This window comes from Priestia sp. YIM B13552 (assembly GCF_042787775.1).
In the GTDB taxonomy this organism is placed as follows: domain Bacteria; phylum Bacillota; class Bacilli; order Bacillales; family Bacillaceae_H; genus Priestia; species Priestia megaterium_E.
Map to the genome: position 1 here is coordinate 373,777 of NZ_JBHZOU010000001.1, position 13,726 is coordinate 387,502.

14 protein-coding genes are annotated in these 13,726 nt (G+C 38.9%); all 14 read right to left on the reverse strand.

All coding sequences use genetic code 11. The annotated features are described in order from the left end of the window. Nucleotides 1–62: 62 nt before the first annotated feature. The 14 genes from ACFX40_RS01890 to dapB all read right to left on the reverse strand — a co-directional run bounded on the left by ACFX40_RS01890 (nucleotide 63) and on the right by dapB (nucleotide 13,721). The gene (locus ACFX40_RS01890) at nucleotides 63–1,247 is read right to left on the reverse strand and encodes a pyridoxal phosphate-dependent aminotransferase (protein WP_013082327.1); all 1,185 of its coding nucleotides are present in this window, start codon (nucleotides 1,245–1,247) and stop codon (nucleotides 63–65) included. 133 nt (nucleotides 1,248–1,380) lie between these two features. Further along, on the reverse strand, nucleotides 1,381–1,869 hold the full coding sequence (locus ACFX40_RS01895) for a cell wall elongation regulator TseB-like domain-containing protein (RefSeq protein WP_025749368.1): 489 nt from the start codon (nucleotides 1,867–1,869) through the stop codon (nucleotides 1,381–1,383). A gap of 11 nt (nucleotides 1,870–1,880) precedes the next feature. Beyond that, the gene (locus ACFX40_RS01900) at nucleotides 1,881–2,051 is read right to left on the reverse strand and encodes a YpmA family protein (protein ID WP_013056102.1); all 171 of its coding nucleotides are present in this window, start codon (nucleotides 2,049–2,051) and stop codon (nucleotides 1,881–1,883) included. Between the two features lie 188 nt (nucleotides 2,052–2,239). Continuing rightward, nucleotides 2,240–3,037, reverse strand: a complete 798-nt coding sequence (locus ACFX40_RS01905; RefSeq protein ID WP_060745789.1) for a ComEC/Rec2 family competence protein — start codon at nucleotides 3,035–3,037, stop codon at nucleotides 2,240–2,242. 88 nt (nucleotides 3,038–3,125) lie between these two features. Next, nucleotides 3,126–5,927, reverse strand: a complete 2,802-nt coding sequence (gene dinG, locus ACFX40_RS01910) for an ATP-dependent DNA helicase DinG (RefSeq protein ID WP_217599216.1) — start codon at nucleotides 5,925–5,927, stop codon at nucleotides 3,126–3,128. Nucleotides 5,928–6,129: 202 nt separating this feature from the next. Next, on the reverse strand, nucleotides 6,130–6,513 hold the full coding sequence (gene panD, locus ACFX40_RS01915; RefSeq protein WP_050690683.1) for an aspartate 1-decarboxylase: 384 nt from the start codon (nucleotides 6,511–6,513) through the stop codon (nucleotides 6,130–6,132). After that, nucleotides 6,514–7,371 carry a pantoate--beta-alanine ligase gene (gene panC, locus ACFX40_RS01920; RefSeq protein WP_098248352.1) on the reverse strand — a complete coding sequence of 286 codons (858 nt, stop codon included), beginning with the start codon at nucleotides 7,369–7,371 and terminating at the stop codon, nucleotides 6,514–6,516. A gap of 1 nt (nucleotide 7,372) precedes the next feature. Then, a complete protein-coding gene (gene panB / locus ACFX40_RS01925; protein ID WP_028407963.1) occupies nucleotides 7,373–8,206 on the reverse strand; it encodes a 3-methyl-2-oxobutanoate hydroxymethyltransferase in 834 nt (277 codons plus the stop codon). 271 nt (nucleotides 8,207–8,477) lie between these two features. Next, nucleotides 8,478–9,467 (reverse strand): bifunctional biotin--[acetyl-CoA-carboxylase] synthetase/biotin operon repressor, encoded by a 990-nt coding sequence (locus tag ACFX40_RS01930; RefSeq protein ID WP_028407962.1) that lies wholly within the window; start codon nucleotides 9,465–9,467, stop codon nucleotides 8,478–8,480. Further along, entirely contained in the window at nucleotides 9,452–10,645 is a 1,194-nt protein-coding gene (locus ACFX40_RS01935) for a CCA tRNA nucleotidyltransferase (RefSeq protein WP_028407961.1), read from the reverse strand. The genes ACFX40_RS01930 and ACFX40_RS01935 overlap by 16 nt, the downstream gene beginning before the upstream one ends. Before the next feature lie 15 nt (nucleotides 10,646–10,660). After that, complete coding sequence (bshA, locus tag ACFX40_RS01940; RefSeq protein ID WP_028407960.1) at nucleotides 10,661–11,788, reverse strand: N-acetyl-alpha-D-glucosaminyl L-malate synthase BshA; 1,128 nt, start codon at nucleotides 11,786–11,788, stop codon at nucleotides 10,661–10,663. Further along, entirely contained in the window at nucleotides 11,789–12,499 is a 711-nt protein-coding gene (gene bshB1, locus ACFX40_RS01945) for a bacillithiol biosynthesis deacetylase BshB1 (protein ID WP_098333593.1), read from the reverse strand. It lies immediately after the preceding gene. 10 nt (nucleotides 12,500–12,509) lie between these two features. Next, nucleotides 12,510–12,908 (reverse strand): methylglyoxal synthase, encoded by a 399-nt coding sequence (gene mgsA / locus ACFX40_RS01950; protein ID WP_013056092.1) that lies wholly within the window; start codon nucleotides 12,906–12,908, stop codon nucleotides 12,510–12,512. Between the two features lie 12 nt (nucleotides 12,909–12,920). After that, nucleotides 12,921–13,721 (reverse strand): 4-hydroxy-tetrahydrodipicolinate reductase, encoded by an 801-nt coding sequence (gene dapB / locus ACFX40_RS01955; RefSeq protein ID WP_028407959.1) that lies wholly within the window; start codon nucleotides 13,719–13,721, stop codon nucleotides 12,921–12,923. Between the last annotated feature and the right edge of the window lie 5 nt (nucleotides 13,722–13,726).

Sequence of the window (13,726 nt, forward strand, 5' to 3'; positions counted from 1 at the left end):
AGCCTTCTAACACGTGTGATTTGTGCTAAAAAGCTCTTTTGTTTCTACCTATTGTTACTTTTTTATTTCATGTGACGAGTCATGAATGATTGAATTCGTTCTAATGCCTTTTCTAGCAGATCTAGTGATGTAGCATAAGAAAGACGTACGTTTTCAGGTGAACCGAATCCTGATCCAGGAACTAGGGCTACCTTCTCTTCTTCTAAAATAGCTTCTACCCAAGCATCAACTGTATCAAAGCCAGTTAACTTTGCAGCTTCAATTGCGTTAGGGAATAAGTAGAAAGCACCCTGTGGCTTTAAGCATGAGAACCCTGGAATGTTAATCAGCTTTTCATGAATCACGTTTAGACGCTCTTCAAAAGCTTGTCGCATCATTTCCACCGGTTCTTGAGTGCCGTTATACGCAGCAATTGTTGCATATTGAGCAATAGATGTTGGATTTGACGTGCTGTGACTCGCTAGGTTTGTCATCGCTTTAATAACTGTAGCATCACCAGCTGCATATCCAATGCGCCAGCCCGTCATGGAATGTGACTTAGAAACACCGTTAATGATAATTGTTTTTTCTTTTAACGCTGGTGAAAGCTGTGCAATCGATACATGTTCATTTTGACCGTATACAAGCTTTTCATAAATTTCATCTGATACGATAAAAATATCGTGTTTCAAGCAAACTTCCCCTAAAGCTTGAAGCTCTTCTCTTGTGTAAATCATACCTGTTGGGTTGCTTGGTGAATTGATAATAACAGCTTTGGTTTTAGCAGTAATAGCCGCTTCTAATTGTTCAGGTGTGATTTTAAATTCGTTATTTTCAGAACCTTCAACGAATACTGGTGTACCTTCTGCTAACTTTACTTGCTCAGGATAACTTACCCAGTAAGGAGTTGGGATAATCACTTCGTCACCTTCGTCTAACAGAACTTGAAATAACGTATACAGTGCGTGCTTAGCACCTGTACAAACAATAATTTCAGAAGGTGAATACGTCAGGCCTTGGTCGCGTTTGAATTTTTCAATTACCGCTTCTTTTAATGGTGCAAGGCCGCCTGCTGGCGTATATTTTGTCTGACCATCATTCATTGCTGTGACAGCCGCTTCTAAAATGTGCTGCGGCGTATTAAAATCAGGTTCCCCTGCTCCAAGTCCAATCACATCATGACCAGCCGCTTTCAATTCTTTCGCTTTTGCTGTAATCGCTAATGTTGATGATGGCGTTAATGCTGATACACGTTTTGCTAACTTCACTAAAATCTCCCCCTATGAACTAAAGCTATAATCAGCCCGCGGGCTGATTATAGATAAAAAATTGGCTTCATTTTCATAAAGCGCTGAAATCTTATATTATGACACATATGGCATTTCATATGGTATAAACGATTTATGATTGAGATAAGCTGTATCGTTTTATAAATTCACCGCTAGAGAAATCAAGATAATAGTATGTTAAATGTTTCTTATCTTTATCCACATATGTTACTTCCCACAGCGGCTTTTTCTTTTCAATGCCTAGGCGCACCGACTTAATTTCCTGCGGGTTTTTATCATTTTTCACAATGGAAATGGCTTTTTCTTTTGTGATCCCGCTGCTTGCTTTCTTTAAAACTGCTGTTTGTTTTTTGCTTTTAGGCATCCAAGCAATTACCTTTTGATTGCTTCGGTTTGTACCTTCTACTACATAAAATGCATGATTGCCGAAATATGGCTGGGTGCTTGTGACAGATTTCAAATTAAATTCTTTTTTTGCTTGAGATGCTGCTTTTTCCTCAGCAGACTGCACATCCTTCACGGACGAGTGATAAATGCTAAAAGAAATGCCCCCGATAATTAAAAGCACAGCAGCTACCGCTACAATAATTAACTTTTTCATAAAACCCCTACTTATGTACGATAAATTGTAAATACAGCTTTGCTTTGATCTTCTTCATCTAACGCTAATCCGAACATCAAATCTTGCTTTTTCAACGTGCGATTCAAACTATCAACAATTTTATATAAATCCGAGGAATTTTCCACGCGGACAGTTGATAATACTTCAATCCTGCTTTCCATTGTAAACCTCCTAGCTCGTCTATCACGACGCAAAAATGACGATATCCGTATTATAACAGGTATCAAAAACCATCGTCATCTTTTTCACTCATCAATCCCATCTGTACGTTTTGCGTAAAAACCGAATAAATAAGTAAACATATATAATATTATAAGGAATTTACCTCTTTTTGCAAAAGGAAATTTGTTTATTTTGCAGAAAATTTCATCACATCATAGGATTTTAGCGACATTTTAATAGAGTAAGCGCTCCCTTCTCTTACGTCATATAATTCAATCCATTCAGCTGTTAAATTTGAAAGCAGTCGAGGGGAATAGGAACGGCCTGGTTTCGTAAACATAACGGCAAGCTGTGTATCTAATTGCTTCAAAAATGTATTCGAAAAAAACGTTCCCTCTCCAAAATTAGGAATTTTTAATACATCTACATGGGTAAGAGGAATGCGTAAAAACTTTTCTTCTACTTCATCTGAGCTGCTCATTGCATATAGAATCCGATGTTCTCCAATCGTAAATAATAGATCCATAGCCGCTGTTTTTTGTTTCGATGCATGCAAGACATCAACGTGTATATTATCTGTTAACTGAAATAAATCATTTTCTTTCCACTTCTCTGTTTGAAATTCCGCCTGGTACTGAGCCGGGACAATAATGCGCTTTATATGATAATCATTCACAGCACGCTGAACATTTGAATCATAGTATTTTTGCTGTTTTGTAATCACTAATTGGTTGATTTTTTTTACTTTATATCGCTTCAACCACTTCTTTAGCTCGAGATAGGAAGATGCATTACCGGTATTTATCAAAATAGTCTCACCGCTTCCGTCTTGAATCAGACTCGCTTCTCCAGCTGAAAGAGGTAGAAAGGTAATCACTACTTCATCAGCTTGCAAACCAAAATCTACGTTTTTAATGACGGCTGCTGAAGCCGAACAGTTCATAAAACTAAAAAACAGTACAGCACTTAGCAATATTTTAATCATACACTGCCCTCATTTGCTTATCATAGTATATTACTATCGTCTCTCAAGTGAAGAAACAGTATGCATAAAAAAAGACTTAAGCGTATGCTCAAGTCTTTTCATTCCACCATTCTTTGTAGTCCAGTAAGATATTCGAAAACGTTTTTTGAACAACCTGGACTTTTGGAAGTGAATGAAGAAAATGGTATCCATATGCTGTTCGCGTAATGCGATTATCAAAAATAAATATAGCTCCTCGGTCACTTTTGGAACGAATTAACCGTCCAAATCCTTGTTTAAAACGGATAACGGCCTGAGGAAGTGAATAATTCATAAAAGGACTTTTTCCTTCTTTTTTCATCTGCTCAAATTTAGCTGTCAGCAGAGGTTGATTAGGCGATGAAAAAGGAAGTCTGACAATTACGAGACATGATAATAAATCTCCTGGCAGATCAATTCCTTCCCACAGGCTATTTGTACCTAATAGAATGGAATGCTCAAACTGGCTGAAGTCCTTTAGCAGTCTATTACGATTTCTAGTTGTGACTCCTTGACCGAGCAGTACAAACTCTTCAAGATCGTTTAACTCTTTTAAATAACCATACGTAGCTTTCAACATGTCATATGAAGTAAAAAGCACCAGCATACGACCATTTGTTACTTTAGCTACGTCAAGAATACTTTCTGCCATCATAGCGCTATACTCATATAATGATACTTCGTTAACAGCAGGCATATCTTGAGGAATATAGACTCTAGCTTGCTTCTCATAATCAAACTCGGAAGGTAGAATGAGTTGAGCAGGCTGAAAGTCATATAACCCTAGCTCTTGAATTAAATAATCAAATGTTCCATTCACCGTCAATGTAGCCGATGTTAAAATAACGCTTTGTTTCTTAGCGAAAAATTCATCAGCCAGCGTATCGGCAATGGAAGTAGGCTGACTATAGATATACGTAGCATTCGCTGCTCCTTTTGGTTCAATCTCAAACCACGTTACGTGATGACTCTGCTGTTTGAACAGAAGCTTTTCTATTTGCTGAGATATGTGCTCAAATCCTTTAACAGCCGTTTGAAATTCATGAAGAGACGACTGTTCATTTTTTGTGACTTTGTCATATAGTTCGTCAAAGGAATGTCTTGCCCCATCATTCCATGTAAAAAGATCGTGAATTAAAAAACGAATGCGCGACGCTGCTTCTTGAATAGCCGTCCAGTAATGCCCATGCTCTTTTTCCACTTTATATCGATAGCTGCTTCTTCCAATCTCGCCCTGCTGATTGCCGATTCTTTTTTGGACAAAAGAATGAATCAAACGAAATAAGTCATCGCACTCAGAATGAAGCTGCACAAACAGGTTTTGAAGCAGTTCAGTGTTAAGCTCGATGCTATATTTTACAAAGGTATGATGAACTTTTTTTAACAGCCCTTTGTCTTGAATAGTTCCGATTCGGTTTAATAGCGCATGAACCGCAAAATAATCTAAGCGCTCCCCCAGCTCTTCTCCGGCAATGTCTTCTAAGTGATGAGCCTCGTCAATAATAATCTGTTCATACTCAGGCAGCAGCTCATGATTACTCATCACATCCATCAACAGCAAGCGATGATTTGTCACTACTATGTGGGCATTTTGCGCTCTGTTCTGCGCTCGTTCATAAAAAGAATAAAGTTTCCAAGGATGCTTAAAGTCACTTGGAGACGGATTGCTTTCATTTAGCTGTTCCCAAAAAAGTTTGCCGCCAGAAGGCAGGTTTATTTCATCGCTGTCGCCCGTTTCCGTTTCCGTCAGCCAGATAAGCAGCTTCGCTTTTGTTAGGATCGCATCGTAATTATTATTGCGCTCTTTTAAGAGCTGAATAAATTTTCTTATACTAATGTAGTGTTCTCTTCCTTTTAAAACAGCTGCTGTAACAGGAAACGGAACAATCTTTTCTAGAATAGGCACATCTTTTTCGATGATTTGCTGCTGAAGCGTTACCGTGTTAGTTGAGATAATGACTGGGTGATGATGAACAGAAGCATAAAACACGGCAGGAACTAAATAAGCGTAGGTTTTACCAATACCGGTCCCGGCTTCAATTAAAGCATGCTCATTACCTGCAAAGCACTCTTGTACAAAGTTCATCATCTCCCACTGCCCTTTTCGTTCTTCAAACAATGGCAGAGCCTGATGGAACAGCTTTTGCTTTTCAGTTTCAAATATTTCGTAAGTATGAGAGTTCTGCTTTTCATTAGCTGAATGCGGCTGATATTTGTTTAGCGCAATCCCATGTATAAATTCATAAGAATCATCCTCAGCATAGCTTTTATCATCTATAACTTGTTGAATCAGTTCTCCAATTTCACTTTTAAAGTGCAAGCTTAGCGCATACAGCTGCTTTAAGGTTGTTAGAGGTAGCTTCTTCAATTTTTCAATTAGTAACAGTAAAATACGTGCTGTTACTTCTGCATCACTATCTGCTTGATGAGGGTTTTCATGTTCAATATGTAAATACTCAGCTAATTGGCTAAGTTTGTACCCATCAACTGTAGGCAGCAGAATCCGAGCCAGTTCGACGGTGTCTACGGTTGAATTATAAAGCGTCTCCTCTCCGCACTGATAGAGTTCTTCTTGTAAAAAAGTTAAATCAAATGCCACATTATGTGCAACAAAATAAGCATCATCTAGCAATTCTATAATTTTAGGTGAAATTTCTTCAAATAAAGGCGCATCTTTCACCATATCATTTTGAATGTTAGTTAGTTGTGTAATAAAAGGCGGAATATCCATACCAGGATTTAAAAAACTAGAAAAACGTTCAACAATTTTGCCGTCTTCTACTATGACAGCAGCAAATTGAATCATTTTATCTCCTTGTTTTGGAGAATGTCCCGTCGTTTCAAGATCTACCACAACAAAGCGTTTATTCACGGTCAACACCTCGCAAGTCTGTCTTTTTATAGTATAAAGTGAAAGCCTGCTCTATATGCTTTAAAAGCGCAACTCCTTCTCGTGAAAAACAGAGAGGCTTTCATACATAGAAGTTTTACTTTAGTGTGTATAGAGGTTTATACCGTTCACTTACTAGCGTATGTATTCAAATAAAAATCCCCCTCATAAAGGGGGACTGTTCTTATAGAATTGTACCAGCTGGTTCTTGTTTAAGCAATTGTTGGATTTTATTCTGCTCATTCATAATCGCTACGGTTGGATGATGATGAGCTACTTCTTCATTGGCTACGAACGCATAAGAGATAATGATGATGATATCTCCAGGCTGCACGAGTCTTGCAGCAGCTCCATTTAAACAAACTACCCCGCTCCCGCGTTCGCCGGGAATCACGTACGTTTCCAAGCGCGCTCCGTTATTATTGTTTACAATTTGGACTTTTTCGTTTGCTGCGATTCCTACTGCGTCGATGATATCTTCATCAATGGTGATACTACCAACATAATTTAAGTTGGCTTCAGTTACATGAGCTCTGTGTATTTTAGCATTCATCATCGTGCGAAACATTTAGTTATCCCCCTGTACGTCTACAATTACATTATCAATTAAACGGGCTTTAGAGAATTGAACAGCTAAAGCAATAATGATTTTTCCAGCGGTTTGCTTAATCGTTTTTAGCTCTGGATACGTATAAACCTCGATATAATCCACTTTACCGCTCGTATATTGCTCAATTTCTTTTCGAATGGTCTCTTTAAGGATTTCTACTTGCTTCTCTCCGCTTTCAAGAAGCTGCAGAGCGCTTTGTAAACTCTTAAATAAAACAGGTGCCTCTTCTCTTTCTTTATCTGTTAAATATACGTTGCGAGAACTTTTAGCTAATCCATCTGCTTCTCTCACCGTATCTACTGCTCTAAGCTCCACAGGAAAATTAAAGTCTTCAATTAAGCCATCTACCACAGCAACTTGCTGTGCATCTTTTTTACCAAAGTATGCACGATCCGGTGTTACAATGTGAAAAAGCTTTGTTAGTACCGTGGCTACTCCGTCAAAATGTCCAGGGCGCTTCTGTCCACACAATACGTCTACACGATCGGTCACGGTTATAGCAACTGAACGGCTTGACTTATACATTTCCTCTACTGAAGGATAAAATAAATAGTCGACGTTAGCTTCTTTTGCCACGCGCTCATCGCGTTCAAAATCTCTTGGATACGTATCAAAATCTTCATTCGGCCCAAATTGAGTCGGGTTCACAAAAATACTTAGCGCTACTACTTCATTTTCTGTGCGGGCTGCTCCAAGCAAAGTAGCATGGCCTTCATGCAAATAGCCCATCGTCGGGACAAATCCAATTGAACGTCCAAGCTGCTTTTCTTTTTTCATCTCCTGCTGCATGTCTTTAATTGTTGTAATGACTTTCATCTTATTTTCCTCCGTACAGTGCCGTTAACTGCTCTTCTTTCATTGAAAAAGTATGTGCTTCTTTCGGAAACTCTCTTTTTTTCACTTCACTTACATACTGAGAAAGCCCCTGTAAAATAGGCTCATTTATTTTCGCAAATGACTGAACGAATTTTGGCACACGCTCTACTCCGTACGTTAATACATCGTGGTATACAAGTACTTGACCATCCGTATCAGCTCCTGCTCCAATTCCGATTGTTGGAATGCTCAAGCGTTCAGCTACTTGTTTTGCTACTTGTTTAGGAACACATTCTAATACAACAGCAATAGCTCCCGCTTGCTCACACTTGATCGCGTCTTGGATTAGCTGTTTGGCTTCTTTTGCTTCTTTTCCCTGCACTTTATAACCGCCCAGGACACCGACAGACTGAGGTGTTAACCCGAGATGTGCAACAACCGGAATACCAGCTTGCGTCAATTCTGAAATTGTATAAAGAACATCCTTTGCACCTTCTACTTTTAAAGCATGAGCTCCGCTTTCCTGCATAATGCGAGCAGCATTTTTCATCGTGTCTTCTTTCGACACGTGATAGGACATAAATGGCATGTCGGTAACGATAAATGTATCAGCAGCTCCTCTTTTAACTGCTTTTGTATGATGAATCATATCATCTACCGTTACAGGAATCGTAGAGTCATATCCTAAAACGACCATTCCGAGAGAATCGCCTACTAAAATCATGTCTACGCCTGCTTCCTCAGCGTACTTAGCTGACGGATAATCGTACGCAGTCAGCATCACAATTGGTTCATTGTTCTGTTTCATACGTAAAAAATCTAATTTTGTTTTCACTAACTTTCTCCTCCTTCTCAGAGGAGATGAGCGCACGTCTGCACACAAAAAGTCCTTCTACCTATAAAAGGAAGAAGGACTTTGACAGACTTCATCTATAAAAAGCACACTTTACCTAATGTGCTTACCTACGCGTCATCCCTCTGTCCTAGTCCTTAATGGATCAAGGCAGATTTATTGTCGTATTAAAAATAAAAAACGAGTATCAAGTGAAGTTCTTGCGATACTACCTTGATACTCGTATTATAATAAAAATTTCTTTATTTTTCTACTATTTTTTAGCAGAGAGCTCAATATCTGCAGAATGAATTCGGTGTATAACTCCTTTATCATCTTCAATCAATAAAACACCTTCATCTGTTATACCTTTTGCAAAGCCTTCAATGTTGGCTGTCATCGTGCGTGCTATAATTCGCTTGCCAATACTGATCGCATATGTTTCCCAAAGAACTTTAATTAAACCAAAGCCATTTTTTAAGTATTCTTCGTAAAGGGTTTCTAACTTTAAGAAAAACGCTTGCATCAAAGCTGCACGATTAATTTCTTCACCTTTTTCAATACGTAAAGATGTGGCAATGTGTTTGATTTGTTCATTAAAATCCGTTTCCTGCTGATTCACATTGATGCCGATTCCAATGATGACCGAATGAATCCGGTCAAAATCAGCCTGCATTTCTGTTAAAATCCCAACTAGCTTCTTCCCATTTAATAAAACATCATTAGGCCATTTAATGTCTGGAGAAAGGTTCGTCACTTCTTGAATGGCCTGTACAACAGCCACTGCTGATAGTAGAGTCAGCTGAGGAGCCTGCTGCGGAGGGATAGAAGGACGCAGTATAATACTCATCCAGGCACCAGTATATTTTGGGGAATACCACGCTCTATCAAGTCTTCCTCTCCCTGCCGTTTGCTCTTCAGCAACTACAACCGTTCCTTCTTTTGCTCCTTCTTGAGCAATTCGATGAGCAATTTTTTGAGTAGAATGTACGCTTTCCTCATAATGAATATACTGACCGATTTTTGTTGTTTGGAGCCCTAATAAAAGCTCGTTGCTGCTTACTTTGTTCGGCTTCCCTACAATGCGATAGCCTTTTTTACGAACAGCTTCAAGTTCATAGCCGTCTTTTCGCAGCTCTTCGATATGCTTCCATACAGCTGTTCTTGAACAGCCTAATAAATCGCTGATCTTTTGGCCGGACACATAGTCCCCATCTGCGTTCGTAAACATTTCAAGCAGCGTTCTTCTTATATCTGACTGCAAGACTGCACCCACTTTCTTATTGAAGATTTCGTGTTCATTAACTCATTGTATAGAACTTTCTCCTCAATTTCTTTTAACAGTTGAGACACCCATGGACCACCCTTTTTACCTGTCCACACTAAAAGATCTTGACCATTTATATCTAAATCTTTTAAAGAATGAATAGGCAGCTCGCTATAGATGTAAAGAAGCTCATGTTCATTCATATGCTCATTGCTTCGAAGAAGTTGTAAAATACGATTCACGCTTACGCTGGCCTGCTCTCCAATTGTATACATGATGCGTTTTGACCATCCATTTTCCAAAACGTCTCGAAGACCAATAGACTGAAGCTGAATATCTTTAATTTGCTTATTAGATAATTTCCAGCTTTTAAAAAATGCCTGCTTGTCTTGAATGTCGAGTAGATGTACCAGAAGTGTCCATGACTCCGATACTCGCTGAAGCATCATCCAATCGTGTGCACAAACAGATCGGAATTTTTGCGGATCTACATTCAATTGGGGCAAGTAGCGATACAGCTCCGTATCTGCTACAAGTGCTAATGCTAAAGACGGACGCTTTCCACTCAGCATTTTTTCGAATTCAACTGTAATGCGCTCAATAGAAACATGCCTCAGCAGTTCACCGTATTGCTGAATGGCTCTTTTAGTTTGATCAGACAGCGAAAACGCCAGCTGACTGACAAAGCGAACGGCTCTCATCATACGAAGAGCATCTTCATGAAAGCGTTCTTTAGCATTTCCGACAGTGCGAATTAACTGATTTCGCAAATCTTCTCTTCCATTAAATGGATCAATGATTTCTCCCTTTGCATTCATAGCCATTGCATTGATTGTAAAATCGCGACGCTGCAAATCTTCTATCAGAGACGAAATAAACGTAACGGACGAGGGGCGACGAAAATCATCATATTCTCCCTCAGAGCGAAAAGTGGTTACCTCATAGGTCTCGTTCTCATGGACAACGACAACCGTACCATGCTCGATTCCTACATGAATCGTCTTAGGAAAGAGTTCCATCACTTGTTCAGGCCTAGCTGACGTAGCGATATCAATATCTCCAATCGTCCGATTTAAAATGAGATCCCGGACCGCTCCTCCAACAAAATACGCTTCGTAACCGGCTGTCTCCAGTTTTTCAATAATATAAAGCGGATGAATGAACGGTTCTTTCATAACGTCCTCCATTCTTCAACCCTGTACCAATTTATAATAAAGTTTTTCATATTGACTCACAATCTCTGTTGAATGAAATTTATGATTAACTGCGCTTAGAGACGCTTCCCTCATTTGGTGATGCAGCTGTTCATTTTCAAGTAGCTGAATTGCTTTGCTCGCTGCCTCTTCGACGTCTCCCACTTCGCAAATATATCCTGTTTTTTCGTGTTCAATTACTTCAGGAATTCCGCCTGTATTTGTTCCGATGCATGGAACACCGCAAGCCATAGCTTCTAAAAGTACAAGCCCAAAGCTTTCTTTTTCAGATAATAACAATTTTAAATCGCTAATCGAATATAATTCTGCTACATTTTCTTGTTTCCCAAGAAATAACACAGAATCTTGAAGATTTAGCTCTCTTACTAATTGAGACACAACCGTCATTTCAGGGCCGTCTCCTACAAGCAGCAGCTTAGACTGAAGCTTTTTATTAATAATAGCAAATGTTTTGACTATATCTGTAACTCGTTTGACTTGACGAAAGTTTGAAATATGAATAACGACTTTTTCATTTTCTAATATGCCATACTCCGCTTTTAAATACTGAACTTCTTTTTTATGATAAACTCGTTCATCAATAAAATTATACATCGTTTCAATTTCTTTATCTGGACTAATTAAATGGTGAGTTTGATCAACAAGTGACTGAGATACAGCCGTCACTGCATCTGATTTCTCAATTCCAAATTTAATTAAATCTTTTAACGATGGATCCTCTCCTAGAACCGTAATATCTGTCCCATGAAGAGTCGTCACAATTTTCACTTCGTGCTCCACCATTTGTTTAGCTAAAATCCCGCAAACGGCGTGGGGAATTGCATAGTGCGTATGAATAATGTCAAGCTTTTCTCTTTTAGCCACTTCAGCCATTTTACTGGATAAAGCAAGATCATACGGAGGGTATTTAAAGACGGAGTACTGATTTACATCTACTTCGTGAAAATAAATATTTGGATATACTTTCGTCAATCTAAAAGGCATGCTAGAGGAAATAAAATGAATTTCGTGCCCCTTTTCAGCCAGCAGCTTCCCTAGCTCCGTTGCTACCACTCCTGAACCTCCAACGGAAGCATAACATGTAATACCAATTTTTAACTTCATTTATTTTCCACCTACTAAATCGTCGTACATCAAAATCGGTTTTTTAGATAAAAAACCTTCACCGTATGCTACCCCGACTTCTTTGCCAAATAATCGCTCTCTGCTCTCTACCGTTTCAATATATCCGTTTACCAGCGGCGTATCAAACGTATCTGCTGTTTTTATAAATTGACTTTCATAAGCCTCTAGACTAGCTACTTTCTTTTGAAACGTGCTTGATACATCTATAATAAAATCTGGCTTATGAAATCCATTTATCATATAGAAATAAAGAGACTCAGCACGATGAGCTTTTTGCTTTTTATAATCGATATAATTTTTAACGCCAGCGGAAAACATAGCCTCTTCTACAAGCTTTGCACAATTTCCATGATCAGGATGACGATCTTCGAAGTAAGGAGCAAATATAATCCTTGGTTGATACGTGCGAATAACTGATGCAATTTCAGCTATATACTCTGCCTTTAAAACCAAACCTCTGTCTGGCAAATGCAGATGAATTCGCTCATGAACACCTAAGACATCAGCAGCTTTGGACGCTTCTTGCTTTCGAATTTCAACCGTTCCATTTGAAGAAAGTTCAGCTTGCGTCAAATCGCAAATAACTACCTTCAAACCTTGTTCACTCATTCTTGCAATGGTTCCACCCATGCCGATTTCTACATCATCGGCATGAGCACCAAAGGCAAGGATATCTATTGTTTCTTTCATTATCTTCACCCTATTTTTTTATAATTGAACGCCAATGCAAATCGCCTCGTTCAAGTCCATGAATTAAAATCTCTGCTGTTCCCATATTCGTTGCAAGAGGAACCGCATAGACGTCACAGAGACGCATCAGAGCTGAAATATCAGGTTCATGAGGCTGAGCTGTTAATGGATCGCGGAAAAAAATAACCATATCCATTTCATTTTGAGCAATTAAAGCTCCTATCTCCTGATCTCCTCCAAGGGGTCCTGATTGAAAGCGGTGAACCTTCAAACCTGTTGCTTCTGAAATACGCGTTCCTGTTGTTCCTGTTGCGAACAGCGAATGTTCCTGTAAAATCGCTTGATAGGCTGTTGTGAATTGTACCATATCATTTTTCTTTTTATCATGTGCAATTAAGGCGATTTTCATTTTTCTCGCTCCTTAGTCAATAATATTTTCTAACCCATATACAAGTGTGTCTACGTTCATAACTGTGTCAACAGCTAGCTTCACACCTGACATAAAAGAAGCACGGTTGTATGAATCATGACGGATTTTTAATGTTTGTCCAAATCCTCCGAACATCACTTCTTGGTGAGCAATCAGTCCTGGCAAACGTACGCTATGTAGGCGGATTCCTTCATAATCTGCACCGCGTGCGCCCTCTAGCAATTCTTTTTCTTCAGGATGACCTTGTTTTTTTGCTTCACGAACTTCACTGATAAGCTCCGCTGTTTTTAAGCCTGTTCCTGATGGTGCATCTAACTTTTGATCGTGATGCATTTCAATAATTTCAACATCATCAAAGTATTTAGCTGCCATTTGTGAAAACTTCATCATTAAAATAGCGCCAATCGCAAAATTAGGTGCAATGATACAGCCAAGTTCCTTCTCTTCAGCAAGCTGCTTTAATTCTTTTAAATCTTCTTCTGAAAAGCCAGTTGTTCCTACAACAGGTCTTACTCCATATGTTAGGGCTGTTTTAGTATGAACGCGCCCAATTTCAGGTGTTGTCAAATCAACTAAAACATCTGCCTTAACGTCTTCAAAACATTTTTCAATATCCGTGTAGATTGGCGCTTGTACATTTGGCATTCCTTCAATATCACTTATGTATTTTCCTTCATTGATACGATCTACCGCTGCTACTAATTCAAAATGCTCTGTTTCTTCTATTAATAATACAGCTTCTTTTCCCATACGACCTCTTGGTCCTGCAAGTACAATTCGAATTTTGTCCATTCTTT